The organism is Streptomyces lanatus, from assembly GCF_014655715.1.
Classification (GTDB): domain Bacteria; phylum Actinomycetota; class Actinomycetes; order Streptomycetales; family Streptomycetaceae; genus Streptomyces; species Streptomyces lanatus.
In genome coordinates this window covers 327,145-352,009 of record NZ_BNBM01000002.1, presented here as the reverse complement: position 1 = coordinate 352,009, position 24,865 = coordinate 327,145, and the positions used below count along the sequence as shown (strand labels likewise).

Below are 24,865 nucleotides of genomic sequence, written 5' to 3'. Positions count from 1 at the left end.
ACGTCCGACGAGCAGCGCCTGCGCACCCTCGTCGCGCTGCGGCGCGTCCGTGACCGGATGGACCGGGAGTACGCGCAGCCACTGGACGTCGAGGCGCTCGCGCGGGGCGTGCACATGTCGGCCGGTCATCTCAGCCGCGAGTTCAAGGCCGCCTACGGCGAGTCTCCGTACGGCTATCTGATGACGCGGCGCATCGAGCGCGCCATGGCGTTGCTGCGCCGCGGCGACCTCAGTGTCACGGAGGTGTGCTTCGAGGTCGGCTGCTCGTCCCTCGGGACCTTCAGCACCCGGTTCACGGAGCTGGTCGGCATGTCGCCGAGCGCGTACCGGCGCCTGGAGGCGGACGCCGCGGCCGGTATCCCGTCCTGCCTGGCGAAGCAGGTGACCAGGCCGCGGCGCTAGCGCCGGTCCGGCGGATCAGACGAGCGTCTCCGCGAGATGCTTCGCCGTCTGCACGATCAGGTCGTGGTCGTACGCCGCGTCCTGTTCCGGCAGTGTCGTCTGGACCGCGAGAACGAGCGGGGTGCCGTCCTCGGTCCAGGCGATGCCGACGTCGTTGTTGGCGCCGTAGAAGCCGCCGCCGGTCTTGTCGGCGACCGCCCAGGTCGGGGGCAGTCCCGCGCGGAAGCGGTTGACGCTGGTGGTGTTGTTCAGCAGCCAGTGGGTGAGCAGGTCGCGGTCGCGGTGGTTCAGGACGTCGCCGAGGACCAGCCGGGCGTAGCTGCGGCCGATGGCGCGCGGGCTGGTGGTGTCCGTGATCCGCCAGGGCTCCGCCGAGTTCAGCTCGGTCTCCCAGCGGTCGAGGCGGGTCACCGGGTCGCCGATCGAGCGGGCGAAGCGGGTGACGGCGGTGGGGCCGCCGAGCTCGCGCAGCAGCAGGTTGCCCGCGGTGTTGTCGCTGAACCGGATGGCCACGTCGGCGAGTTCGCCCACGGTCATGCCGGTGTCCAGGTGCTTCTCGGTCTCCTTGGAGTTGTCGACCAGGTCGTCCGCCGTGTAGTGGATCCGCTTAGCGAGCACCTCGCCGTCCCGGTCCAGGTCACGCAGGACGGCCGCGGCGGCCAGCGTCTTGAACAGCGAGCAGATCGGGAAGCGCTCGTCGGCGCGATGGGTGACGGTCTTCCTCGTGCGCACGTTGTACGCGAACACGCCTAACCGGGCGCCGTGCTGCCGCTCGAGTTCGCTGAGGCGGTCGGTGGTGGCGTGGGCGGCGGGCGCGCCGGTGAGAAGTGCGGCGGCGGTGGCGGTGCCTGCGGTGAGCAGGGTGCGTCGGCCTAGAATCTCGGGCTCCTTCGTCTCATGGCTGATGACGATCTCTTCAGTGATCGACGCCGTACGTCATTCCTTGGTTGCCGTGTCATAGACCATCGGCCGACGACGCGGCCCGCACGCCCTCGCCACAGTGGCCGTATGGAGAACACCAGGAAAGACGTCCAGGGCATCAGCAGGGCACGCTTCCTCGCGGGGGCGGCGGCCGTCGGACTGGCCGGGGCGGTGCTGCCCTCCACGTCGGCCGCGGCCACCGGGGGCCGTCATGGCGGGCTGCGGCATCGCGGCGTCGTCTACACCCTCGGCGCGGGGGAGACCCCCGGCACCGCGTGGAGCGCCGCCCGGATGCGACGGGACATCCGCGTCATCCGCGACGAACTGCACGCCGACACGGTCGACGTCACCGGCGACGACGTCGAACGCCTCACCACCACGGCCGCCGAGGTCGCCGAACGCGGGCTGCACCTCTGGCTCCAGCCGACCCTCGGAGACATCCCGCCGAAGGAGATCCTGGACTTGATCGCCGAGTGCGGCCGGTTCGCGGAGCGGCTGCGGCGGCAGGGCGCGAGCGTCGACTTCAGCGTGGGCTGCGAGTTCTGGCTGTTCGTGCCGGGGATCATCCCCGGCGAGACGGTCCTGGACCGCGTCGACAACCTCCAGAAGGGCAACGTCGACATGGCGCAGATGCAGCGCCGCCTGGCCCGCTTCACCGCGAAGGCGGCGGCGGTCGGCCGCTCCGTCTTCCACGGCCGCCTCAGCTACGCGGCCGCCCAGGACGAGAAGTTCGAGCCGGTCGACTGGAACCTCTTCGACGTGGTCGGCATCGACTACTACTCCTACTTCCGCGACCACTCCGACTACATCCGCGAACTGCGCGGCTACCAGCGCTGGGGCAAGCCCCTCGCCATCACCGAGTTCGGCACCTGCGCCTACGTCGGCGCCCCGCAGACCGCCGGCATGGGCTGGAACATCGTCGACTACACGAAGGAGCCCAACGAGATCAAAGGCGACCCGGTGCGCAGCGAACGCACCCAGGCCGCCTACCTGACCGAACTGCTGGACGTCTTCGAGTCGATGGGCCTGTACGCGGCCATGGCCTTCGAGTTCGTCACCCCGGACGCCCCGCACCGCCCGGACGATCCCCGCTACGACCTGGACCTGGCGAGCTACGCCATCACCAAGCCGATCAAGGACCGACCGGACGACCCGACTTCAGGCTGGCACTGGGAGCCGAAGGAGGCGTTCCACGCCTTGTCACGCCGGTACGCACAGTGCCGCCCTCAGGGACCCGGTCACTCGCAGTAGAGATCCCCACCCGGCCGCTTCCCCGTAGCGAGGTATCGGGACACCGCCGCATCCCCACACGCATTGCCGTTCTCCAAATAGGAGCCATGCCCGGTGGAGTTGACGGTCACCATCACGGCCCTCCGCCCCAGCGCCTCGCGCAGCTTCAACGCCCCGCTCAACGGCGTGGCCACATCCCGCTCGTTCTGAATGAGCAGCACATTCGACGGCCCCCGGTCGTCCACCCGCACCGGAGCCTCCGCCGGCTGCCAGTCCCACGCGGCGCACACCATCGCGTTACGCGGCATCCCGGCGGTCAGCGGATACCGCTTCCGGCTCTCGGCCACGCCCTTCTCGTACACCGCGGCCGACCGCGGCCACGCACCGTCGTTGCAGATGGTCGCGCCGCCCACCGCGACGTAGTTCTGGATCAGCTCCTCCGGAGGGCTCGGCGGAACCGCCGGTACCGTGCCCTTGCGCGCGGCCAGCATCAGCTTCGCGAGGTCCGGATAGTCCTCGGGGTCGTAGAAGCTGTCCAGCATGGTCTGGCGCAGTACGTTGCCGTTCAGCTCCGCCGGGTTGGCCCCCGGCCAGGGAATCGGCTCGCGGTCCAGGCGTGCGGCGAGCCGCAGGAAGAGCGGCCGTACCTCGGCGGCCGTGTCGGCGACGCGGTCCGGGTTGCCGGGTGCGGAGGCCCACTTGGCGAACTCGGGGAAGTTGTCCTCGACGCCGGCCTCGAAGGCCCGGAGCCAGGCGCGTTCCGCCAGCACGGGGTCGGGGTTGTCGTTGCTGTCCAGCACGATGCGGTCGGTGCGCCCGGGGAACATGTCGAGGTAGGCGGCGCCGATGTAGGTGCCGTAGGAGGTGGCCCAGGCGGACAGTTTGCGTTCGCCGAGGGCGGCTCGGATGCTGTCGATGTCGCGGGCGTTGTTCTTGGTGCTGATGTGCTTCATCAGCTCACCCCCGTTGCGGGCGCAGGCGTCCGAGATACGCCGGGCGACGGCCATGTTCTCGGCGACGGACCCGTCCGGGGCGGGCCAGGGGCGCAGGGTCGTGCGGGCGAGGTCCTGCTGCCCGACCTGGCAACTCACCGGTGTGGAGGGCGCGTTGCCGCGCGGGGCGAGGCCGATGAGGTCGTAGGCGTCGCGCACAGAGCGGGGCATCTTGCGGCCCTCGACGGTGGGGGCGGTGAGGCTGTCGCCGCCGGGGCCGCCGGGGATCATCAGCAGCGCGCCCCGCCGGGCGGACGGGTTCTCGCTGCGGATACGGGAGATGGCGACGTCGATCCTCCGGCCGCCGGGGTCGGCGTAGTTCATCGGCACGGAGACGGTCGCGCACTCCTGCCGTGGATCGAGCCCCTCGCCCTCGCACTTGGTCCACTTGAGCGAGGCGGGCGCGTCGGTGGCGGACGCGGTGAGCGGGGTGATGAGGCCGAAGACGACTCCGGAGGCGGCGGCGATCAGTGCTGCACTCTTCGCGATCTGGTTCATGCACAGCAGCCTGGCCGACCGTGACGGACAGTCACATCCGGGCAACTCCCGTATATGCACGGGGGATTACCCCCCGGCCGCCCCCTTGGACAACCCCAGCACCATGATGAGCCGGTCCTCCCCGGGCCCCAGATAGTTCCGGTGCACGCCTCCCTCCGGGGCGAACCCGAGGGTCCGGTACAGCATGATCGCCGCGGCGTTCGTCGGCTCCACGGTCAGCCGGACCTCTCCCACCCGCTCTCTCCGTAACTGCCGCAGCACCTCCAGCATCAGCCGCTTCCCCAGCCCCCGTCCGCGCTGGTCGGCGCTGACGGCCAGGCTCAGCACCCAGCAGGCATAGCCGTCCGAAGTGGTCACGAAGAGGACATAGCCGTGCAGGCAGGTGCCGTCGTCGAGGACGAGGACCCGGTCGCCGTGGACGTCGAGATGCTGGCGCAGTACGAAGTACGGATACGGATCGTCCGGAAAGACCTCTCTGTCCACACGGAGCAGTTCCGGCAGGTCCGCGTCGGTGACGCCCCTCATGGTCAGCGGCCGGTCGCCGCTGTCGGCGAGGAATGCCTGGTCAGCGTGGCGACCTGAAAAAGGGAAACGTTCCTCCGGAACGGCCATCGACTGCCCCCCTATGCGATGGATTGGTTCGAGATCAGCCCATCTTCAGATGGGTGATCCGGAGGTACAAGAGTGCGATGTCTCCGTGCTACCACGCGCTCCCGGTGCGCCTTCTTTCTTTGGTACCGTGACAGAATGACCCATAGATCGTCGGGGGGCGTCCAGTTGAAGAACGCAGAGGTAACCTGGGCGGCATTCGACCCGATCGCCTACGTCGAGCACAACTACCGCGACCTACAGGCAGAGGACGCGGAGATCCTGCACATGGTCCGGGATCATTTCGGCGATCATTTCCAGAAGCAGGGCGGCGGTCCCGTTTCCGGTATCGACGTGGGGGCCGGTGCCAATCTCTATCCCGCGCTCTCCATGATGCCGTGGTGTGACGAGATCACGCTCTTCGAGCGCTCGTCCTCGAACGTCGACTACCTCCGCGGTCAGGTCGACTCCTACGACCGCAACTGGGACCAGTTCTGGAGCGCCCTGTGCGAGCACGAGGCGTACAACTCCCTTGGCATGGACCCGCGTGAACGGTTCAGCAAGGTCGTCTCCGTGCAGCAGGGCGACCTCTTCGATCTCGCGCGGTTCGAGCGGCGGTGGTCCATGGGGACCATGTTCTTCGTCGCCGAGTCGATGACCACGTCCCACCAGGAGTTCCGGCTCGGCGTCGAGCGCTTCATGCGGGCGCTGTCCCCGGGCGCCCCGTTCGTGGCGGCCTTCATGGAACATTCGAAGGGCTATCACGCGGGTGAGCATTTCTTCCCGGCGTGTGACGTGGGAGAATCCGAGGTGCGCGCGAGCCTTGAGGCATTCGTGGGCGACTTCAAGGTGCAACGGCTCGAATCCGAGGCCGAGGTGCGCGACGGATATTCCGGAATGATCGTCGCCTACGGCTGGCGCAATAATTCGGACTCGATCATTCCGATCGACTGATCAGCGATTTTCGCAAGTGAGCTTCACAGCACATCTTCACAACAGAAGAGGGATATTCCTCGACTGATGGCAGTGCGGCCTGTGTGAGGGGCATGGGATGCAGATCAAGCCACGCCAGCATCTGCTGGACATCTGGCAGGGAATCGCCCGCCACTCTTTCGACGGGGGAGAGTGGGAATGGGGCGAATGGGGCGGAGAGAGCAGTGTGGCCGACGCCGAGCGGCTGCTCTGCCTGCTGTACCCGGCGACCGAGATCCCCGCGTTCCGGCTCGACGACCCTGACACCACCCAGGAGGACGTCCAACAGGCCATGAAGAAGGCCGGCGGGCGACTGGACATCCCGGCCAACATCGTCACGGCCGCCGCCCAGTTCATGCACGCGCACACCGGCGACGACAAGCGGCCCACCTTCGCCGGCGGCTACTACTTCGGCTCGGCCGACAAGACCAAGGAGATCAGCGAGGAACAGCGCCGGGTCGGCGTGGTCGACTCCTTCTCCATGTCGATCACCCTGTGCCTGGCCACCCTCGGCTTCCTCAAGGTCTACGAGACCAGAACCCGGCGCAGCGACGTCAAGGAGACGATCGCCGGACTCCGCCAGGCCACCAGCAACCGGCTCACCGCCGCCATGGTCAGCCTGCTGCGCTCCTTCGTCGTCAACGTCTTCGACACGGACTCCTCGCAGGGTCGCACCCTCACCGAACTCCTCGGCCAGGGGCGGATGTCGCAGCGCCAGGTGCTGAACAAGTTCCAGAGCCGCTTCCGTGCGCTGCGCGCGGCGATCGTCGAGAGCGTCTACCTCGGTATCGACGTCCAGGAAGGCCTCAAGGACGAGAACCAGCTCTTCGAGTGCGGCTGGGCCTGGAGCATGGTGGACGACGCCCCCGAGGTCGAGACCAGCGAACCCATCGGGCCGCAGCCCCAGGGCGTCGCCAAGTCGGTGCCGTATCTCTACTTCACGGTGGTCGCCCTCGACGGTATCCAGGACCTGTTCTCCGACCGCACCCTCACCCTCGGCCTGCTCAACGCGGAACAGCAGAGGCTCGCCGAGGCGCTCCGGCTGCGGTGGGAGCTGACCCAGCAGTACTGGTCCCGCATCGCCCGCTTCGACGACGAGCGCTGGCCCCTGGAGGACATCCCCTGGCGTACGACGGGACAGAAGCTGGAGTCCGAGTACTTCTCCCTCTCCGTCGCCGCCATCCTCGTGCACGACCTGATGCGCCGCCGGGCCACCGACGACGACCTCACCCGCACCGTCGGCATCATGGAGCGCCTCGCCGAGCGCGGCCGTATCACCAGCCGTATGACGAAGGACGACCCGATGGTGCACCAGCTGCACAATGTCGGTGTCGCGCTGCCGCTGCAGGGCAGCGAGCGGATCGGCCCGCCCATGACCTGGTCCATGACCGACTTCTCGGCCCAGCTGCTGAAGCGCACCGTCCAGCTGTGCACCCTCTCCCGCAACCTCGCCTCGCACGACCGGCTGCTCAGGCTGGCCGAGGACATCTTCGACCATATGTGGCGGCGCCGGATCCGCGACGGCGAGGGCGTCGGCCTCTGGGACAACGTGCACGCGGCGTATCCCGACGCGGAGATCCATAAACGCCGTGTCCCGGTGTCCTGGAGCATCACCGAGCGAGTCACCGAGGTGATGGTCCAGGCCCACGACATGTACCGCCAGCCCCCGATCCGCAGCCTCGAACTCACCGAACTGGCAAGGGCGTTGCTCAGTGAGTCCGCGCACCTGCTGGGCAACGAACAGATGGAACCCGCGCCCTCCGACTCCGGCCGGCACGGTATGGAACTGAGGAACATCGAGGTCAAGTTGCGCCGCGCCCGCAGCCTCGTGGATGAACAGCCGGGTACGGCCTACGCGTTGACGCTCGACGTGCTGGGACAGCTCGACTCGCTCGCCCGTGCCCGCGAAGCCGCGGACCGGGGAGTGTGACACGGTGCTGATCTTCGCCGCCTCCGACAAAGGAGGCACGGGCCGCTCGGTCACGAGCGCCAACCTCGCCTACCACCGCGCGATGGCCGGGGACGACGTCTGCTACCTGGACTTCGACTTCGGCTCGCCCACCGCGGCGGCCGTCTTCGACGTGGCCGACGCCCGCCAGCAGACCGAGGACCGCGGTCTGCACGCCTACCTCATAGGCGAGGTCAGCGAACCGGCCCGGATCGACGTCTGGTCCGAGACGGAGCACCAGGTACTGCGCTTCCCGCCGCCCGGCTCCGGCCGGCTGGTGCTGATGCCCGGCGATGTCAGCGGCGGCGAGTTCGCGATCAGCGGCGACAATCTGCGCCGCTGCGTCGATCTGCTGACGACGCTCTACTACGAGTTCGACCTGGTCGTCGTCGATCTCAGCGCGGGCCGTTCCTACGCCGTCGACATGGTCCTGGAAGCGACCGCACAGGCCGAGATGCGCGAGATCACGGCCCGCTGGCTGGTCTTCCACCGCTGGACCCGCCAGCATGTCGCCGCCGCCGCGAGCCTGGTCTTCGGCAAGCGCGGCATCCTCGCCGGAGGCGCCGACCGCGGCCATGACGAGGAGGCATTGCGCAACTCGATCCGGTTCGTCCGGGCCGCCGTACCCGACCCGGAGTCACCCCTGTGGTCCCAGGTCTCTCCCACCCAGTCGGCGTGGATGCGCAAGACCGACGGCGACCTCAAGCAGCTCGCCTCCACGCACGGCATCGGCTACAGCCAGGTCCTCGGCTCCGTACCGCTCGAACCGGTCCTGCAATGGCGTGAGCAGCTCATCACCGACGAGGACGTGCTCGACAGCCAGATCGCCAACCAGGAGACCTGGCAGGCGCTGAGCCAGCTCGCCGGACGCCTGACCGACGACAAGTACTGGGAGCAGGTGTGACCGAGGCCGTTTTCCAGGAGACCACAGCGGAGCTGCGCACCCAGGCCGTCCCGCTGGCCCATCTCTCCCTCGAACTGGGCCATCTCTACATGGAGGACTTCGAGGCGGGCCCCAAGAGGCTGGGTGAGCACTTCGCGGAGGTACGGGTCTGGGCGGACGCGGTACGCGCGTCCCTGGAGCGCCGCACTCAGCGCCCGCGCATCAGCACCTGCTTTCTCATCGACGACTACTTCACCCGCTTCTCCACCCCGGCCGAGCTGATCCCGATGGTGCTGAAGGAGGCCGAGAAGGCGGGCCTGGTCATCGACTACCTGGCGCGTGAGTCGGGTTGCGCGGTGGCGGACAGGATCGAGCTCGCCGAGTCCGTCATGCACCGGCTGGTGGAATCCCCGCCGCCCGGCAGCTACGGCTCCCGCCCACCCGTCTCGCAGACCGGCTGGCTCGCCAACGGCGAACGTACGCCCTCGGCGTCCCGCAGCGCGCTGGGCGCGGTCAAGGGCTGGGAGTCACCACAGGAGACCGCGGCCCGCAACCACTCCATCTTCATGGACGTCGAGCTGTGGTCCGAGAAGGACGGGCGGCGGCTGTGGTCCTGCCCGTTCCTGGCCGCCGTATGGCAACTGGCCAGACTCGGACTGTTACGGCACCTCGGTGAGCCCGTGCTGGTGCCGAGGGAGTGGGGCGGCGCGGACTTCCCGCACGACTGGGACCGGCTGCCCCCGCTGATCAAACTCACCGACACCAGGGCGGCGTTCAGCGCCTATCGCACGTGCAGCATGATGCCGAACCGCTTCATCGCCGTCGAGGACGCCGTACGGCTCATCCTCGACCAGACAGACGTGGACGCCGGGGCGCTCCAGCAGGTAGCCGAGCGATCCGCCGCCGAACGTATGCCGGTCCCGGCAGCCGTCGCGCAACGCGCCACCTATGTCTTCTACGAGGAGCCCGCGGACTCCTCCGAGGCCGAGGGGACCTGAGATGACGGCGGCTCTCGGACAACCCGCGCGTTCGGTCCTCGCCTGCGGTGAGGTGCGCACCTGTCTGCTGCCGTCCTTCCAGGCGTTCGACGCGCGGGCCGCCGCCCAGCTGCTCCGGCTGCGCGCCGACGAACCCGTACGGATCTCCGAACGGCCCAGCATGTACGCCCTGTCCCCCGAGATCCTCACCGGTGTGGACTGCCGGCTGCCCGCGTCCAACGGCTCCAAGGTCAGGTCCGTGGGTACGGTGGCGGCGCGTGCGGCGCTGACCGAGGGAAGGCTGCTCCAGGCGACGGCGTACTTCAGCCTCCCCGCCGCCGGGCCCGACATCCGCCGCCCCTGGGGCCAGTACCTGGTACGTCCGGGTCTGGTGGAACCCTTCGGCAAGCTGCCCCAACAGGCCACGGTGGAAGGCATGTTGCGAGGCGCGCGGCGCGGTGAGCTGGACCTGGGGATGATCGCCGAGGGCCTGCTGGCCGCACTCCGTCGCCACGCGTTGCTGGACCGGCGGGTGCCGTTCAAGTCCAGTCCCACGAGGCTGCGTTGGGTCGCCCGGCGTGGTGATCAGCAGGCCTCGCTGGTGAACTTCACGGTCGCCGAGGGCGGCCTGCGCACCATGGAGCTACGGCTCCCCGAGCACATCCCGGCCGCCGCTGCGGCGGGCCTCTGCGAGGATCTCGCCCTGCACGACTGGCTTTTGACGACTGTTCAGCACATGCTTGACAACAGCAGGCTCGGTACGGCCGACGGGCCTTCTGTGGTCGAGGCGCTGCATCCGGTCGTCGTACATCTGCTGCATCTGTGGATGCCGCGCGCACACGTGGACCCCGCGCTGGGTCACCTGTGGGACGTGCTGGAAGAGAAACCGGGCTTCTCCCGCCAGTGGGAGAACCTCAGCCGGCGCATCCGAGACCGACTGGCCCTCCAGGCCGTGGCGATGCCGCACCAGGCGCTCAGCACGAGCTGACGGCGGCAGCCGGAAAACAGATACCCGACGGGGGATGAGACATGAGCGGGGCGTCATCGTTAGGAGCAGGCGGCAACGGGCAAGTGGTACCGCGGCAGGAGCCACGTATGCCCAAGATGTTCTGGCGGATCGTGATCACCGCCGGAGCGGCGGGCGGGGCCTTCCTGCTCACCAGCATCCTCAGTGAGGACGACGGCAACATCTGGCAGTGGGTGGCGTCCATCGTCATCGGCAGCGCCGCCCTGATCGTGCAGTACCTGATCGACTTCGGGGAGCGGTTCGAGAAGGTCGACACCCGCTTCAACGAGATCCTCGCCGCGACGACGCTGTTCAGCCAGGTCGACGGTTCCGTACTGCGCTCCGACGAGGTGACCCGGCTCGTCCTCGGCTACACCAAGGTCCGCGAACAGGGCGGCGACATCGTCCAGGCCTTCGCCGAGAAGGAACTCGGCCGCCTCGCCAAGATGATGGAAGGCCTCGGCAGCGGCAACGCGGACTGCCCCGGCGAGAACCACGAGTGGCTGATCGACATCACCGACTGCGTCAAGATGACCCTCGACGCCACGAGCACCTCGGTGGACCGGGAGTTCTGGACCAGCGGGCCCGGCGAACGGTACCTCGACGCGCAGGAGAAGGCGATCAAGCGGCGGGGCGTGGAGATCCGGCGCGTGTTCGTCGTCCTCGACGAGGAGGAGGTCACGCCCGACCTCAGAGCACTGTGCGAGCGGCACCGCCGGCGCGGCATCGACGCGCGTATCGCGGTGCGGTCGCTGATGGAGTCCAACCCCCGCGTGAACGACTTCATCATCTTCGACGGCGAACTCTGCCACGAGACCAAGCCGGACCAGGAGAACAAGCCGGACAGCACCCTGCTCAGCGCCGAGCCGGACCACATAGAGGACCGCGAGACCCAGTTCGCCGAGCTGTGGGCAGAGGCGGAGCGTCAGGGCACGACGACGCCAGCGCCGAGGGTCACCGCAGAGACGTGAGGAAGCGGTCCCAGGCGGGGGCGGGGATGAGGAGTACGGGGCTGTCCGAGGCGAGTTTGGAGTCTCGGACGGGGATGACACCGGGGACTCCGTCGGCTACTTCGAGGCAGTTGCCGCCCTCGCCGTTGCTGTGGCTGCTCTTGCGCCAGTTCGCGCTGCTCAGGTCGTACTCGCGCATCGTCTGAAGTCCTCCGCCGCCGACTCGATCAGGGCCAGGGACGCCTCCGGCGACAGCGCGGTGCCCCTGAGCAGATCGTATGCGCGCTGCGCCCGCTTCACCACAGCCGGATCGTCCAACAACGTTCCCGAAAACGACGTCTCTGTATAGGCGACCGGAGGGGCGTCCTCGAACTCCATGAGCCGAAGGTCCCCGATCATCGACGCGTGTGCTCCAACCGCGTACGGGATCACCGTCAACCACACCGTGCGCTCGCGCATCAGATGCGCGATGTGCTCCAGTTGCTCGGCCATCGCCTCCGGGCCGCCTACCGGGATGCGCAGCACGTTCTCGTGCAGGATCGCCCAATACTCCGGCCTTGTAGCGTCCTTGAGGATGTCCGCTCGTTCCAAGCGGGCCATGACCTTCTCCTCGACGTACGCGTTGGTGACGAAGGGGTTGGCCGCGATGGTGACAGCCTCTGCGTACGCTGCCGTCTGCAACAGGCCCGGCACCACCGTGGGTGCGTACTCGCAGATCTTCGTGGCCAGCCGCTCCAGCTCCACGACCGGCCCGAAGTAGTCGGCGTACCGCTTGTCGTTGATGAGCTGTCGCCACGTCCGCTCGAAAAAGCCGTCGGTTTGTAGAACCTCGTCAATCCGCTGGGCTACATCCAGTTGCGGCTTTCGAATTGCCTGTTCGAACTGGCCGATATAACCACCGGAGACGAATACTCTCGCCCCCAACTCCACCTGAGTGATCCCGGCGTTCTCCCTATGCCTCTTCAGCTCGCTGCCGAAGAACTCCCACGCCGCCATCCGCGAACCGTTGGCCATAACCCAACCCCCTTACCCTGCCCCGCACTTGTAGCGCACAGACTCCTGCCGAGTGTAGACGTCGCAGGTCACCATGGATGTGGAAAGAATGAAACCCAAAAGACAGGGGAGCAAGGTGACGGCACGACACTCGGCGCGCTGCGTCGAAGAAGCGGAGGATGCAGTGAAGGAATTGCGGGCGGCACTGGAGAAGGCAGGAATTACGCTTCCGACACTCCGGATCGATCCGGCGAGTCTTGCGCGTGAAGCCCCGTGCCCGCTCGTCGAATTGGGCCGTTGTTCCGTCGAGACCGCGCAGCGTCTCGCGACGGTGTTGCGATGAAGCCGCCTATCGGGGCCTATGTCGTCGACACTCGTTCGGGTCGGATCGGCGTCGTGATGGGGCATGAAGGGCCGTATGTCCAGCTGAGACCTTACGGCGGCGGCAAGGAGTGGGACGCCGAGCCGGCGTCCGTACGTACGGCCACTCCCGCCGAGCGGCTGCGCGCGGCGACGGCGTACGCGAACGCACGAAGCAGGGGTGAGGTTCCTTGACGTAGGGGCGGGTGCGTAGGGTGCGGCGGCATGGCTTTGTGGAGATGGAGACGGCGCGGTGTGAAGGCGACGCGCCGCTACCCCGTGCCGCTCACCATGCACCAGCTGTGGATGGTGTCGCTGAGCGCGCCGGTGAGCCGGGACAAGAGCGCCTCGCGGACGACGCTGTACCCATATGTACGGATCGACGACGACAGCGCCCGGCGCTGGTTGGCCGACCAGTGGGAGATCACCTCGCGTGAGGGGCTGGTCGGTCGGCTCGACGAGCTGGCCCACAGTGGTTACCGGGCGCGGGCGTACCGGCAGACCGGCGTCTCGCCGCTGGCCTGGGACGCCGCCCTGTATGTCGACATCGCCCGCCGGGGCTTCGCCTGCGGGCTGATCGACGAGGGCGACGCCTGGACGGCGCTGAAGAACATCGTGCCGACGGTGGTGCGGACGTATGCCTCGTGGGAGGAGTACGCCGGTCATTATCTGCTCGGGCGGCAGGTGTGGCGGGCGGCGCTGCGGGACGCGGAGGAGTCGGATCTGCCCGCGTCGCAGGCGGTCGCCGATGAGCATCTGCGGGCGCTGCTGGACGCCGGGAACCGCGCCAGTCCATGGAATCTGGCCCCCTGGGACAGCATCAGCCACCCCGACCGCCCCCGCTGACCCCCGCCGTACGCGAGAATGAACCCATGAGTCTGTTCCGCGACGACGGCATCGTGCTGCGCACCCAGAAGCTCGGGGAAGCGGACCGGATCATCACGCTGCTCACCCGTGGGCACGGCAGGGTCCGGGCCGTGGCGCGGGGTGTGCGGCGTACGAAGTCCAAGTTCGGTGCCCGGCTCGAACCCTTCTCCCATGTCGACGTGCAGTTCTTCGCGCGGGGGAGCGAGCTGATCGGGCGCGGGCTGCCGCTGTGCACGCAGAGCGAGACCATCGCTCCGTACGGCGGCGGGATCGTCACGGACTACGCGCGGTACACCGCCGGGACGGCCATGCTGGAGACCGCCGAGCGGTTCACCGACCATGAGGGCGAGCCGGCGGTGCAGCAGTATCTGCTGCTGGTCGGAGCCCTGCGGACGCTCTCCCGCGGCGAGCACGCGCCCCACCTCGTCCTCGACGCGTTCCTGCTGCGCTCCCTCGCCGTCAACGGCTACGCCCCCACCTTCAGCGACTGTGCGAAGTGCGGCATGCCCGGACCGAACCGCTTCTTCTCGGTCGCCTCCGGGGGCTCGGTCTGTGTCGACTGCCGGGTGCCCGGTAGCGTCGTACCGTCGCCGCAGACCTTGGAACTCCTCGGCGCGCTGCTCACGGGAGACTGGGAGACGGCGGACTCCTGCGAGCCGCGCCATGTCAGGGAGGGCAGTGGGCTGGTGTCCGCCTATCTGCACTGGCACATGGAGCGCGGGCTGCGGTCGCTTCGGTACGTGGAAAAGTGAGTCACGAGTAAGCGTGAGTATGAGGGAGACGACAGGCACATGGCTGTGAGTGGGTTCCTTGGGCGTCGGCGCCGTGAGTACAGGGCGCCGGAGCCGCACCCGTCCGGTGCTCGCGCGCCGAAGCTGCCGGGTGAGCTGATCCCGAAGCATGTGGCGATCGTCATGGACGGGAACGGGCGGTGGGCGAAGGAGCGGGGGCTGCCGCGTACCGAGGGGCACAAGGTCGGTGCCGAGCGGGTGCTCGACGTCCTTCAGGGCGGGGTCGAGATGGGCGTCGGGGCGATCTCGCTGTACGCCTTCTCCACCGAGAACTGGAAGCGGTCGCCGGACGAGGTGCGCTTCCTCATGAACTTCAACCGTGACTTCATCCGCAAGACCCGTGATCAGCTCGATGAGCTGGGGATCCGGGTGCGGTGGGTGGGGCGGATGCCCAAGCTGTGGAAGTCGGTCGCCAAGGAGCTCCAGATCGCCCAGGAGCAGACCAAGGACAACGACAAGCTGACGCTGTACTTCTGCATGAACTACGGCGGGCGGGCCGAGATCGCGGATGCGGCGCAGGCGTTGGCGGAGGATGTGAAGGCCGGGCGGCTCGACCCCTCGAAGGTGAACGAGAAGACGTTCGCCAAGTACATGTACTACCCGGACATGCCGGACGTCGACCTGTTCCTGCGTCCGAGCGGCGAGCAGCGCACCTCCAACTATCTGTTGTGGCAGAGCGCGTACGCCGAGATGGTCTTCCAGGATGTGCTGTGGCCGGACTTCGACCGGCGTGATCTGTGGCGGGCTTGCGTCGAGTTCGCCTCGCGGGACCGGCGGTTCGGTGGGGCGATCCCGAACGAGGAGCTGGTGGCGATGGAAGGGCGGCGGGAGGAGGACTGACGGTCCCTGCCGGGTGCGGCGAGGGTCCTTTTTCGCCCCCGCCGCCCCTACCCGTCCCGTCCTGGGGCTCCGCCCCAGACCCCGCTCCTCAAACTCCCCCAGAGGGGGCACCCCTAAGGGGCTGAATTTCAGCGACCGCCGGCGGGGGCGAAAACCGTGTGGCCCGCTCCCACCCCGTGTCCTCGTGGGAAGTCCGACTGTTGTCCAAGCCGATGATCCGATGTGAGCTCAAGGATCGAAGGGCGGGGCTTCATGAGGGGCGAGTGGCGTGGCGGTGTCCGGCGGAGACATTGCGCGGTTCTTCTGGCGGCGGTCAACGGCGCCGCCTTCGCGCTGCTGGCCAGCGGGAACGCGGGTGCCATCGAGGTGTCCATGGCCGGGCGCTCCCCGGTCACCATCACCGCTGACCGCGTCACCGTCTCCGGTCTGTCCCTGGCCCCCGGCGCAGCCCCTGGCGGCAGGACCGACGCCGCGTTCGTGGAGCTGTTCAAGGACTTCCGAGCCGAGCGTGTCTGTCTGACCTCTCCCGTGCGCGTCCCTCTCGCCGGGCGCTTCATGGTGCACATCGGCATGGAGTCCATGAGCGCGTCCGGCTTCACCATCGAGGCCGCCGGCCTGTCCGCCTCCCGTCTGTCCATGGCGGACGCCGGGCTGGCGGTGGAAGCCGAACCGTCGCGCCCGTTCGAGCTGACGGCCGGTTCGTTCAAGGCGTCGCAGGTCACGATCAAGCCGCGCGCCTACACCGCGGCCACCATGTCCGCGCGGGGATTCCAGGCGGGCGTGAGCCGCGACGGGGACGGCTGCCCGTGAGCTGGACGGCATGGCGCCGGTCCCGGCCGTTCTGGGGCGGGCTGCTGATCATGGCGGGTGGGGTCGAGGTGGTGTGGACGACCTGGGGCGGGCTCGGGCTGGTCCAGTTCTCCGGGCTCGCGGGGGCGACGGGGTGGCTGGTGTGTGTCGCTGCCCTGACGGCGGGCGTCCTCGCCTGGTGGTCTCCGGACCGGTGCGTCCTCCCCGGCGTCCTCGCCCTGGCCATCGCGTTCGTCAGTCTCGTCATGGCCAACCTGGGCGGTCTGTTCCTCGGGTTCCTGCTGCTCTCCACGGGCGGCGCGATGACCGTTACCTGGGCCCCGGGCCCGTACTCAGAAGAAGAAAGGCAGCGTCGTGGCGCGCTGGGAGATCGACAAGTTCAATGATTGCCTCACGGCCTCCGGGATCACGGACGCCAGGCTGCGGAACTCGTACCGCACCTGCTTCCAGCTGGCCCTGAAGACCGACCGGGGCATGGCCATGCCGGGCGCCCTGCTGCCGGCGCGGCACCGCCCGGCGCTGGCAGCCGTCGGAGCGCTGGTCCGGTGGGTGGACGACCTGGCGGACGGTGACGGGTCCGGCCCGGCGCGCTTCGACGACGAGACCGGACTGCTGCTGGAGGAGATCGGCGCGGGAACCTCCGAGCATCCCGTCCGCGCGGCCCTGGTGCATGCCATCACCCGCTTCCCGCTGCCACGGCAACCGGTGCGGGAGCTCATCGAGACCACCCGCGGCGACATCGGCCGCCGCGACGGCTTCGCCACCGAGGAAGAGCTGTCCGCCTTCGCCCGAGGCGTCGCCGGCGCCCCCGTGCGGATGTCCCTTCCCCTGCTCGGTTGTTCAGGCGATGATGGCGATGATCCGGTGCTCGACGAGCTGGCCATGGCCTTCGGCGAGGGACTGGACCGGGTGGACAATCTCCGCGATCTTTCCCAGGACCTGGCCCGCGGCTGGGCGGGGATCTCCGACGAGATGCTGCGCGCCTGCGGAACTGATCGCGCCGAACTCCTCGAACGCCGGGCGACACCGGGCGTGCTGGAGGCGCTGGGCCGGGCGGCCCGGCATGCCCGCGAACTGCTGACGTACGGCGACAAACTGGCCGCCGGACTGCCCCCGTACGGCGGGGCCGCGATCGATGCGATGGGTTCCCTCTACCGCTCGCACCTCGACGCCGTCACCAGCGATCTGCCGGCCGTACTGCGCCGCGTCCCCCGCATCCGGAAGGCGGAACTCAAACGGCTCGCCCTGCTGACGCTGCGGCAGTCGCCGACGTGCACGGAGGACGCGGGGATCACCACGGCGGCATCTGTCGCCCAGGACATCCGGCAGTGGCCCACGCACCGGGCCGCCCGCGCCGAGCTCACCCGGCGCGTCACGGGAGCCGACGACGACGCTCTCGCCCGTATCCAGCAGCACGCCCTGCTGCCGCCGGGCAAACTGCTCAGGCCGGTGCTGGTCCTGGAGAGCGCCGGTTCCGTGGGCGGATCACCGGAGTCGGTGCTGCCCGTCGCGGTCGCGATGGAGATGACCCATGTGGCGAGCCTGATGCACGACGACATCATCGACGGGGACCAGCAGCGACGGGGCCGGGACACCGCACCGCGCCGCTTCGGTCAGGGCTTCGCCCTGCTCGCCGCCAACGCCCTGTACATGTCCGCCATGCAGAGCCTGACGGAATGCCTGACGCGCGGGATCAGCGCGGAACAGGTCAACGAGGCATGGCACGGAGTGAGCGCGACCGCGGAAGCCATGGCCCGGGGCGTGGCCATGGAGCTGGAGATCGAGGACGACCTGACCTGCGGACAGGAGCGCTATCTGGAGATGGCCCGCCTGAAGACGGCGGTACTCTTCGGCCTCTCCTGCCGGCTCGGGGCGCAACTGAGCGGTGGTGGCGAACACGCCGACGCGCTCGACGGTTTCGGTACGGCCCTCGGGATGGCGTTCCAGATCCGCGACGACCTGCTGCCCTACGACGGCTCCGCGCAGGACGTCGGCAAGGACCCCGCGAGCGATCTGCGCAATCACCGGCCCACTCTGCCGGTGCTGCTCGCCCATGAACACGCGGGAGCTGAGGAACGGGCCCGCCTGGACGCCGTATGGCGCGCCCCTGACACGGAAGCGGCCTTTCCCGAGCTGCGCGAGCTGCTCCAGGAGACCGGCGCACTCGCTCTGGCCCGGTCGGCCGCTGACGCCTATGCCGGGCAGGCGCAGGACCTGCTGCACCGACTTCCCGACACCCCGCATCGCACTCGGCTGCGGTATCTGGCACAGCAGAGCGCGCGGCGCTCTCACTAGGCGCTCAGCGCGCGGCGCACTCCGCGCATGTGCCGAAGATCTCCACGGTGTGCGCCACGTTCACATAGCCGTGCTCGGCCGCGATCGCGTCCGCCCACTTCTCCACGGCCGGACCCTCGACCTCCACCGCCTTGCCGCAGACCCGGCAGACCAGGTGGTGGTGGTGCTCGCCGGTCGAGCAACGGCGGTACACCGACTCGCCGTCGGAGGTGCGCAGGACGTCGACCTCACCCGCGTCGGCGAGGTTCTGGAGGGTGCGGTAGACCGTGGTGAGGCCGACCGAATCGCCCTTGTGCTTGAGCATGTCGTGGAGCTCCTGCGCGCTGCGGAACTCGTCGACCTCGTCGAGGGCCGCCGCCACAGCGGCCCGCTGCCGAGTCGCGCGGCCCTTCACGGGCGGTCCAGCGGTGGTCACCGGTTGCCTCCTCACGTCTGCACTTGCCGGGCCATTGTGCCAGCCCCGGCTGAGCGCGGTCAGACGCTCACCTTCCCGTCCGTCCCCCGGCTGGCCGGAATCGCACACTCCGCCGGGTCGGTGGAAGGCTGGGCCGCCGCCAGGGCGCGGGCCCTGCGCCTGGCCAGCGGGGTCGCCAGCGCGGTCAGCGCGATGAATGCGCCGATCGTCAGCAGCACGATCGTCGCGCCGGGCGGCACGTCCTGGTAGTAGGACGTGACCGTGCCGCCGATCGTCACCGTCACACCGATCGCCACCGCGATCGCGAACGTCGCCGCGAAGCTCCGCGTCAGCTGCTGCGCCGCCGCCACCGGCACCACCATCAGCGCGCTCACCAGGAGCAGGCCCACCACGCGCATGGCGACCGTCACGGTCACCGCCGCCGTGATCGCGGTCAGCAGGTTCAGGGCGCGGACCGGGAGGCCCGTGACCCTCGCGAACTCCTCGTCCTGGCTCACCGCGAACAGCTGGCGGCGCAGGCCGAGGGTGACCAGCACCACAAAGGCGGCGAGCACGATGATCGCCGTCACGTCCGACTCGCTCACCGTGGACAGCGAGCCGAAGAGATACGAGGTCAGGTTCGCGTTCGAGCCGTTCGGCGCGAGGTTGATCAACATCACGCCGCCGGCCATACCGCCGTAGAAGAGCATCGCGAGCGCGAGGTCGCCGCGCATCCTGCCGTACCAGCGGATCAGTTCCATGGCGATCGCGCCGAGCACCGACACCAGCGTCGCCATCCACACCGGCGACCAGGAGAGGAGGAAGCCGAGACCGACGCCGGTCATCGCGACATGGCCGATTCCGTCGCCCATCAGCGCCTGGCGGCGCTGGACCAGGTAGATGCCCACCGCCGGGGCCGTGATGCCGACCAGTACGGCCGCCAGCAGCGCCCGCTGCATGAAGTCGTAGTTCAGGAAGTCCATCAGCTCAGCAGTCCCGTCCGGATCGGCTCGGCGTCGTGAGCCGCGTGGGGGTGGACATGGTCGTGGCCGGGGAGTGCGTGCTGGCCGACTGCCTTCGGGGGCGGGCCGTCGTGCAGTACACAGCCGTCGCGCAGGACCACCGCGCGGTCGATCAAGGGCTCCAGCGGCCCGAGTTCATGGAGCACGAGGAGGACCGTCGCGCCCGCCGCCACCTGTTCCCGCAGCGTGCGCGCCAGCACCTCCTGGCTCGCCAGGTCCACGCCCGCCATCGGCTCGTCCATGATCAGCAGCTCGGGCTCGGAGGCCAGGGCACGGGCGATCAGGACGCGCTGGTGCTGGCCGCCGGAGAGGGCGTTGACCGAGTCCTTCACGCGGTCCGCCATGCCCACCAGCTCCAGGGCATGCCGTACGGCGGCGTGGTCGGCCTTGCGGAAGACGCCGAAGCGGGTGCGGGACAGACGGCCCGAGGAGACGACCTCGCCGACCGTGGCGGGCACGCCGCCCGCGGCCGTCGTGCGCTGCGGGACGTAGCCCACCCGCGACCAGTCGCGGAACCGGGCCCGCGCGGTGCCGAACAGCTCGATCTCACCGGCGCTGACCGGGACCTGGCCGATGACGCTGCGTACGGCCGTCGACTTGCCCGAGCCGTTGGCGCCGAGCAGGGCGACGACCTCACCGTGGCCCACGGTGAGGTCGATGCCGCGCAGGACGGGGCGCGAGCCCAGCTCGGCGCGGACGCCGCGCAGTGAGATGACGGGCTCGGTCATGCCGTCCTCCATGGGGTCGATCACTTGGCTCCCAGAGCCGTCTTCAGGGCCGTGAGGTTGGCCTGCATGACCGCGAAGTAGTCGTCGCCCTTGGACTTGTCGGTGATGCCCTCGAGCGGGTCGAGGACGTCCGTCTTCAGGCCGGCGTCGTCGGCGAGGGTCTTCGCGGTCTTGTCGGACACAAGTGTCTCGTAGAACACGGTGGTGACGCCGTCGGCCTTGGCCTCCTGCTGGAGCTCCTTGATCCGGGCCGGGCTGGGCTCGCTCTCCGGGTCGAGGCCGGAGATGGCCTCCTGGGTCAGGCCGTAGCGCTCGGCGAGGTAGCCGAAGGCGGCGTGGTTGGTGAAGAAGACCTTGGACTTGGTGTTCTTGAGCCCGTCCGTGAACTCGGTGTTGAGCTCGCCGAGCTTCTTGACCAGCGCGTCGGTGTTCTTCTTGTAGTCGGCCGCGTGGTCGGGGTCCGCCTTCTCGAAGGCCGCGCCGACGCCCTTGGCGACCTCGGCGTACTTCACCGGGTCCAGCCAGATGTGGGGGTCGCGGGCGTGCTCCTCCTCTTCCTCGGAGTGCGCCTCCTCGCCCTCGTGCTCATGGCTGTCCTCGAGGTTGCCGTGGTCCTCCAGCTTGGTGAGCGTGGCGGCGTCGATCTTCGTCTTCAGGCCGGACTGGCCGACGGCCTCGTCGACGGAGGGCTGGAGACCCTTGAGGAAGAGCGCTGCGTCGGATTCCTCCAGCTGAGCGCGCTGCTGGGCGCTGATCTCCAGGTCGTGCGGCTCCTGGCCGGGCTCGGTGAGGCTGGTGACCTTCACATGGTCGCCGCCGATCTCCTCGGCGAGAAAGGCCATGGGGTAGAACGACGCGACGACGTCGAACTTGTCCGTGTTGCCCGCGGCGGCGCTGTCGGAGGAGCAGGCGGAGAGGGTGCCGATACCGAGTGCGGTGACGGCCGCGAGGGCGATCCCGGATATGTGTGGTCGTCGTACGTTCATGACAGTCATTTTCAGCGAAATTGGAAACGGTTGTCAACAAGCGTGAGCGGCCGTCCACAGAGGGCTACCGATTTGGTTGAGGGGGAGCCCTCGCCGGTACCCTGAAGCATTCGCTGCCCGTCGTCGTAATGAAGAGAGCACCGTGGCCGCCGACAAGATCGACACCATCGTCAGCCTGAGCAAGCGCCGTGGCTTCGTATTCCCCTGCAGTGAGATCTACGGCGGCCAGCGCGCCGCCTGGGACTACGGGCCGCTGGGTGTCGAGCTCAAGGAGAACCTGAAGCGCCAGTGGTGGCGCTACATGGTGACGTCGCGCGAGGACGTGGTCGGTATCGACTCGTCCGTGATCCTGGCCCCCGAGGTGTGGGTCGCCTCCGGCCACGTCGCCACTTTCACGGACCCGCTCACCGAGTGCACCTCCTGCCACAAGCGGTTCCGCGCGGACCACCTTGAGGAGGCCTACGAGGCGAAGAAGGGCCACCTCCCGGAGAACGGCCTCGCCGATGTGAACTGCCCGAACTGCGGCAACAAGGGCCAGTTCACCGAGCCCAAGCAGTTCTCGGGCCTCCTGTCGACGCACCTGGGCCCGACCCAGGACAGCGGCTCCATCGCTTACCTCCGCCCCGAGACCGCCCAGGGCATCTTCACCAACTTCGCCCAGGTGCAGACGACTTCCCGCCGCAAGCCGCCGTTCGGCATCGCGCAGATGGGCAAGTCCTTCCGCAACGAGATCACGCCCGGCAACTTCATCTTCCGTACCCGTGAGTTCGAGCAGATGGAGATGGAGTTCTTCGTCAAGCCGGGCGAGGACGAGAAGTGGCAGGAGTACTGGATGGAGCAGCGCTGGAACTGGTACACCGGCCTGGGCCTGCGCGAGGAGAACATGCGGTGGTACGAGCACCCGAAGGAGAAGCTCTCCCACTACTCCAAGCGCACCGCTGACATCGAGTACCGCTTCCAGTTCGGCGGCAACGAGTGGGGCGAGCTGGAGGGTGTCGCCAACCGCACCGACTACGACCTCGGCGCGCACTCCAAGGCCTCCGGCCAGGACCTCTCCTACTTCGACCAGGAGGCCGGCGAGCGCTGGACGCCGTACGTCATCGAGCCCGCGGCCGGTGTCGGCCGCGCGATGCTCGCCTTCCTGCTCGACGCCTACGTCGAGGACGAGGCGCCCAACGCCAAGGGCAAGATGGAGAAGCGCACGGTGCTGCGCCTCGACCACCGTCTGGCGCCGGTGAAGGTCGCGGTGCTCCCGCTCTCCCGGAACCCGGAGCTCTCCCCGAAGGCCAAGGGCCTCGCCCAGGCGCTCCGGCAGAACTGGAACATCGAGTTCGACGACGCGGGCGCGATCGGCCGCCGCTACCGCCGCCAGGACGAGATCGGTACGCCGTTCTGTGTGACGGTCGACTTCGACACGCTTGAGGACAACGCGGTCACGGTTCGTGAGCGCGACTCGATGAAGCAGGAGCGGGTGTCCCTCGACCAGATCGAGGGGTACCTGGCGAGCCGGCTCATCGGTGCGTAGGGATTAGTCGAAGCGGCTGACGGGGGACGCGATGTCTCCCGTCAGCCTTTTTTGATTGGTCCGGGAGCGGGGACGTCGATTGGCCCTGTTTCCCGGGGCGCGGCGGCACAAGGCTTACGGCCATGAGTCTCGCCTTCCTCCTCACCACCCTCGTCGTCGTCGCCACCCCCGGCACCGGTGTCGTCTACACGCTCGCCGCCGCACTGTCCCGGGGGCGGCGCGCGAGTGTCGTCGCCGCCTTCGGGTGCACCCTCGGGATCGTGCCGCACATCCTGGCCACGGTCACCGGTGTCGCCGCGCTGCTGCACGCGAGCGCGACCGCGTTCCAGGTGCTGAAGTACGCGGGTGTCGCCTACCTGCTGTACATGGCCTGGGCGACGGTCAGGGACAAGGACGCCATCGTGGTGGAGGAGGGGGCCGCGCCGCCTTCCTCGGGGCGGGTGATCATGCGCGGGGTGCTGATCAACATCCTCAATCCGAAGCTGACGTTGTTCTTCTTCGCCTTTCTGCCGCAGTTCGTGGATCCGGGCGCGGCGAACGCGGTGCCGCGCATGCTGGGGCTCAGCGCGGTGTTCATGCTCGCGACGTTCCTGGTCTTCGCCGCGTACGGCGTCCTCGCGGCCTCCGTACGCAGCCATGTCACCTCCCGGCCCCGGGTGATGACATGGCTGCGGCGGACCTTCGCAGGGTCGTTCGTGGCCCTGGGCGCGAAGCTGGCGCTCACCGCCCGTTAGCGTTCGAGGCGGACCAGGAGCGGCCGGCTCCCGAACAGGCTCAACTGCTGTACGTGGACGGGGGACAGGCCGAGCGCCAGGGCGCGGCCGAGCCCCCGGGCGTCGGGCAGCAGCACGATCGCCCGTCCCTCGTCGGAGAGAACCCGGGCGAGCTCGCGCCACCAGCGCTCCGGGTGCCCGGCGAGACGGCCGCCCGGGTCGACCTGGTCGCCCCACGGCGGATTGCACAGCACCCGGTCGACGCTGCGGTCGGCGAGGGGGAGGGCGCCGGCGTCGCCGTGGCGGATGGTCACGGGGAGCCGGCCGGCGTTCTGGCGGGCCGCCCGGCGTGCGGCCGGGGCGAGGTCGAAGCCGAGGAGCGTGGTGCCGGGGGTGGTGTGGTGGGCCTCGATGAGGAGGGTGCCCGCACCGCAGCAGGGGTCCAACACCCGTTGACCTGGGCGGAGTTCGGCCGCCTGGGCCATCGCGGCGGCTACCGGTGGATGCAGGGTGCCCGCGATCGTCGCGCTCTTGTAGGCGCGCCGGTGCGTCGGTCGCCGTCCCAGGCGCAGCAGCAGGGTGGCGTGGGTGCCGTCGAGGGTGAGGCGCCAGCCGCTGTGGCCGGGCGGGGGCGCGTCGCCGTCACGGCGTGAGTGGTACGGGACGCCCGCGCGCTCGGCCAGGACCCGGCCGACGGTGTCCTCGATGTCGTAGCGGTTGTACGTCCGGCGCCCGAGGAAGGACGCCGAGATCTCGATGCCGTCGCCGAAGCCCCGGCGTGCCTTTGTCAGGCCCTCCAGGTCGACCGCGCGGGCCAGGTCGGCCAGGGCGGACAGGTCGGTCTTGTGCGGGCCGATGTCGTGCCGGCGATGGGCCAGCAGAAAGACATCGTCGGCGGTCCGCAGCCGGACCCCGTCCCCGTCTCCGTTCAGGTCGGTTCTGAAGCTCACCTCGCGGTGGCCGATCAGGTCGATGGTCGCGGAACCCGTCCGCAGAATCTCCGTGCCGAGTGCGGGCTCCAGCCCTCGTACGCACCGAGCCACCAAGGACACACGCCGTGCGCGCATGATGTACGTCTTCTCCCACGTCGCAGCCCGGGACGGCGGAGTGGACGGCCGTCCCGCATCGTCGGCGCCGGGGTGAACCGCGTCGTGCCGACGGAGCGACTAGCGAA

General features: G+C 68.9%; 28 protein-coding genes. 18 read left to right on the top strand and 10 right to left on the bottom strand.

The window, feature by feature from the left end; all coding sequences use genetic code 11:
• The first annotated feature begins 57 nt into the window (after positions 1-57).
• Positions 58-402, top strand: coding sequence for a helix-turn-helix transcriptional regulator (locus IE325_RS06795; protein WP_229911720.1), 345 nt, complete (start codon positions 58-60; stop codon positions 400-402).
• A 15-nt stretch (positions 403-417) separates the two neighbouring features.
• Here the strand turns inward: IE325_RS06795 and bla are convergent, their stop codons facing one another.
• Positions 418-1,314 carry a class A beta-lactamase gene (gene bla / locus IE325_RS06790; protein ID WP_190069215.1) on the bottom strand — a complete coding sequence of 299 codons (897 nt, stop codon included), beginning with the start codon at positions 1,312-1,314 and terminating at the stop codon, positions 418-420.
• Between the two features lie 96 nt (positions 1,315-1,410).
• On the opposite strand from bla, the gene IE325_RS06785 reads away from it, so the two are divergent.
• Positions 1,411-2,574: a glycoside hydrolase family 113 protein gene (locus IE325_RS06785; RefSeq protein ID WP_190068798.1), complete on the top strand. Its 1,164-nt coding sequence runs from the start codon at positions 1,411-1,413 to the stop codon at positions 2,572-2,574.
• Here the strand turns inward: IE325_RS06785 and IE325_RS06780 are convergent.
• Together IE325_RS06780 and IE325_RS06775 are read right to left on the bottom strand one after the other, a co-directional pair.
• Positions 2,562-4,043, bottom strand: a complete 1,482-nt coding sequence (locus IE325_RS06780) for an alpha/beta hydrolase (protein WP_190068797.1) — start codon at positions 4,041-4,043, stop codon at positions 2,562-2,564. The genes IE325_RS06785 and IE325_RS06780 overlap by 13 nt on opposite strands.
• Positions 4,044-4,109: 66 nt before the next feature.
• Positions 4,110-4,568, bottom strand: a complete 459-nt coding sequence (locus tag IE325_RS06775) for a GNAT family N-acetyltransferase (protein WP_229911693.1) — start codon at positions 4,566-4,568, stop codon at positions 4,110-4,112.
• Between the two features lie 222 nt (positions 4,569-4,790).
• On the opposite strand from IE325_RS06775, the gene IE325_RS06770 reads away from it, so the two are divergent.
• The 6 genes from IE325_RS06770 (at position 4,791) to IE325_RS06745 (ending at position 11,388) form a co-directional block, all read left to right on the top strand.
• Positions 4,791-5,585 (top strand): SCO2525 family SAM-dependent methyltransferase, encoded by a 795-nt coding sequence (locus tag IE325_RS06770; RefSeq protein ID WP_190068795.1) that lies wholly within the window; start codon positions 4,791-4,793, stop codon positions 5,583-5,585.
• A 97-nt stretch (positions 5,586-5,682) separates the two neighbouring features.
• Positions 5,683-7,533: an SCO2524 family protein gene (locus IE325_RS06765; protein ID WP_190068794.1), complete on the top strand. Its 1,851-nt coding sequence runs from the start codon at positions 5,683-5,685 to the stop codon at positions 7,531-7,533.
• A gap of 4 nt (positions 7,534-7,537) precedes the next feature.
• Entirely contained in the window at positions 7,538-8,455 is a 918-nt protein-coding gene (locus IE325_RS06760) for an SCO2523 family variant P-loop protein (protein ID WP_190068793.1), read from the top strand.
• Positions 8,452-9,432 carry an SCO2522 family protein gene (locus tag IE325_RS06755; RefSeq protein ID WP_190068792.1) on the top strand — a complete coding sequence of 327 codons (981 nt, stop codon included), beginning with the start codon at positions 8,452-8,454 and terminating at the stop codon, positions 9,430-9,432. Before IE325_RS06760 ends, IE325_RS06755 begins: the two co-directional genes overlap by 4 nt.
• Position 9,433: 1 nt before the next feature.
• Positions 9,434-10,399 (top strand): SCO2521 family protein, encoded by a 966-nt coding sequence (locus tag IE325_RS06750; RefSeq protein ID WP_190068791.1) that lies wholly within the window; start codon positions 9,434-9,436, stop codon positions 10,397-10,399.
• A gap of 107 nt (positions 10,400-10,506) precedes the next feature.
• Positions 10,507-11,388, top strand: coding sequence for a DUF6879 family protein (locus IE325_RS06745; protein ID WP_229911692.1), 882 nt, complete (start codon positions 10,507-10,509; stop codon positions 11,386-11,388).
• On the opposite strand, the gene IE325_RS06740 is transcribed toward IE325_RS06745, so the two are convergent.
• Entirely contained in the window at positions 11,372-11,566 is a 195-nt protein-coding gene (locus IE325_RS06740) for a DUF397 domain-containing protein (RefSeq protein ID WP_190068789.1), read from the bottom strand. The genes IE325_RS06745 and IE325_RS06740 overlap by 17 nt on opposite strands.
• Positions 11,548-12,381 carry a helix-turn-helix domain-containing protein gene (locus IE325_RS06735; protein ID WP_190068788.1) on the bottom strand — a complete coding sequence of 278 codons (834 nt, stop codon included), beginning with the start codon at positions 12,379-12,381 and terminating at the stop codon, positions 11,548-11,550. The genes IE325_RS06740 and IE325_RS06735 overlap by 19 nt, the downstream gene beginning before the upstream one ends.
• Before the next feature lie 115 nt (positions 12,382-12,496).
• Here IE325_RS06735 and IE325_RS45985 point away from each other — a divergent pair, with 115 nt between their 5' ends.
• From IE325_RS45985 to IE325_RS06700, 8 genes are all read left to right on the top strand, one after another.
• The gene (locus tag IE325_RS45985; protein ID WP_229911691.1) at positions 12,497-12,703 is read left to right on the top strand and encodes a hypothetical protein; all 207 of its coding nucleotides are present in this window, start codon (positions 12,497-12,499) and stop codon (positions 12,701-12,703) included.
• Positions 12,700-12,915, top strand: a complete 216-nt coding sequence (locus IE325_RS06730; RefSeq protein WP_190068787.1) for a hypothetical protein — start codon at positions 12,700-12,702, stop codon at positions 12,913-12,915. The genes IE325_RS45985 and IE325_RS06730 overlap by 4 nt, the downstream gene beginning before the upstream one ends.
• Positions 12,916-12,945: 30 nt before the next feature.
• Positions 12,946-13,566 (top strand): DUF1266 domain-containing protein, encoded by a 621-nt coding sequence (locus IE325_RS06725; RefSeq protein WP_190068786.1) that lies wholly within the window; start codon positions 12,946-12,948, stop codon positions 13,564-13,566.
• A 26-nt stretch (positions 13,567-13,592) separates the two neighbouring features.
• A complete protein-coding gene (recO, locus tag IE325_RS06720; protein WP_190068785.1) occupies positions 13,593-14,339 on the top strand; it encodes a DNA repair protein RecO in 747 nt (248 codons plus the stop codon).
• Between the two features lie 39 nt (positions 14,340-14,378).
• Positions 14,379-15,218, top strand: a complete 840-nt coding sequence (locus IE325_RS06715) for an isoprenyl transferase (RefSeq protein WP_190068784.1) — start codon at positions 14,379-14,381, stop codon at positions 15,216-15,218.
• Positions 15,219-15,470: 252 nt separating this feature from the next.
• Entirely contained in the window at positions 15,471-16,028 is a 558-nt protein-coding gene (locus IE325_RS06710) for a DUF6230 family protein (RefSeq protein WP_190068783.1), read from the top strand.
• On the top strand, positions 16,025-16,414 hold the full coding sequence (locus IE325_RS06705; protein ID WP_190068782.1) for a DUF6114 domain-containing protein: 390 nt from the start codon (positions 16,025-16,027) through the stop codon (positions 16,412-16,414). Before IE325_RS06710 ends, IE325_RS06705 begins: the two co-directional genes overlap by 4 nt.
• The gene (locus IE325_RS06700; RefSeq protein ID WP_190068781.1) at positions 16,383-18,323 is read left to right on the top strand and encodes a polyprenyl synthetase family protein; all 1,941 of its coding nucleotides are present in this window, start codon (positions 16,383-16,385) and stop codon (positions 18,321-18,323) included. The genes IE325_RS06705 and IE325_RS06700 overlap by 32 nt, the downstream gene beginning before the upstream one ends.
• A gap of 4 nt (positions 18,324-18,327) precedes the next feature.
• On the opposite strand, the gene IE325_RS06695 is transcribed toward IE325_RS06700, so the two are convergent.
• Genes IE325_RS06695 through IE325_RS06680 form a run of 4 tightly spaced genes read right to left on the bottom strand, consistent with a single transcriptional unit; the run spans position 18,328 to position 21,453 of the window.
• On the bottom strand, positions 18,328-18,738 hold the full coding sequence (locus IE325_RS06695; RefSeq protein ID WP_190068780.1) for a Fur family transcriptional regulator: 411 nt from the start codon (positions 18,736-18,738) through the stop codon (positions 18,328-18,330).
• Positions 18,739-18,797: 59 nt separating this feature from the next.
• On the bottom strand, positions 18,798-19,700 hold the full coding sequence (locus IE325_RS06690; RefSeq protein ID WP_190068779.1) for a metal ABC transporter permease: 903 nt from the start codon (positions 19,698-19,700) through the stop codon (positions 18,798-18,800).
• Positions 19,700-20,479 carry a metal ABC transporter ATP-binding protein gene (locus IE325_RS06685; RefSeq protein ID WP_190069214.1) on the bottom strand — a complete coding sequence of 260 codons (780 nt, stop codon included), beginning with the start codon at positions 20,477-20,479 and terminating at the stop codon, positions 19,700-19,702. The genes IE325_RS06690 and IE325_RS06685 overlap by 1 nt, the downstream gene beginning before the upstream one ends.
• Positions 20,480-20,487: 8 nt before the next feature.
• Complete coding sequence (locus IE325_RS06680) at positions 20,488-21,453, bottom strand: metal ABC transporter solute-binding protein, Zn/Mn family (protein WP_190068778.1); 966 nt, start codon at positions 21,451-21,453, stop codon at positions 20,488-20,490.
• Between the two features lie 142 nt (positions 21,454-21,595).
• On the opposite strand from IE325_RS06680, the gene IE325_RS06675 reads away from it, so the two are divergent.
• Positions 21,596-22,978 (top strand): glycine--tRNA ligase, encoded by a 1,383-nt coding sequence (locus tag IE325_RS06675; RefSeq protein ID WP_190068777.1) that lies wholly within the window; start codon positions 21,596-21,598, stop codon positions 22,976-22,978.
• Between the two features lie 122 nt (positions 22,979-23,100).
• Positions 23,101-23,712: a LysE family translocator gene (locus tag IE325_RS06670; protein ID WP_190068776.1), complete on the top strand. Its 612-nt coding sequence runs from the start codon at positions 23,101-23,103 to the stop codon at positions 23,710-23,712.
• On the opposite strand, the gene IE325_RS06665 is transcribed toward IE325_RS06670, so the two are convergent.
• Positions 23,709-24,758: a methyltransferase domain-containing protein gene (locus IE325_RS06665; protein ID WP_190068775.1), complete on the bottom strand. Its 1,050-nt coding sequence runs from the start codon at positions 24,756-24,758 to the stop codon at positions 23,709-23,711. The two genes, IE325_RS06670 and IE325_RS06665, sit on opposite strands and share 4 nt — an antisense overlap.
• Positions 24,759-24,865: the final 107 nt, after the last annotated feature.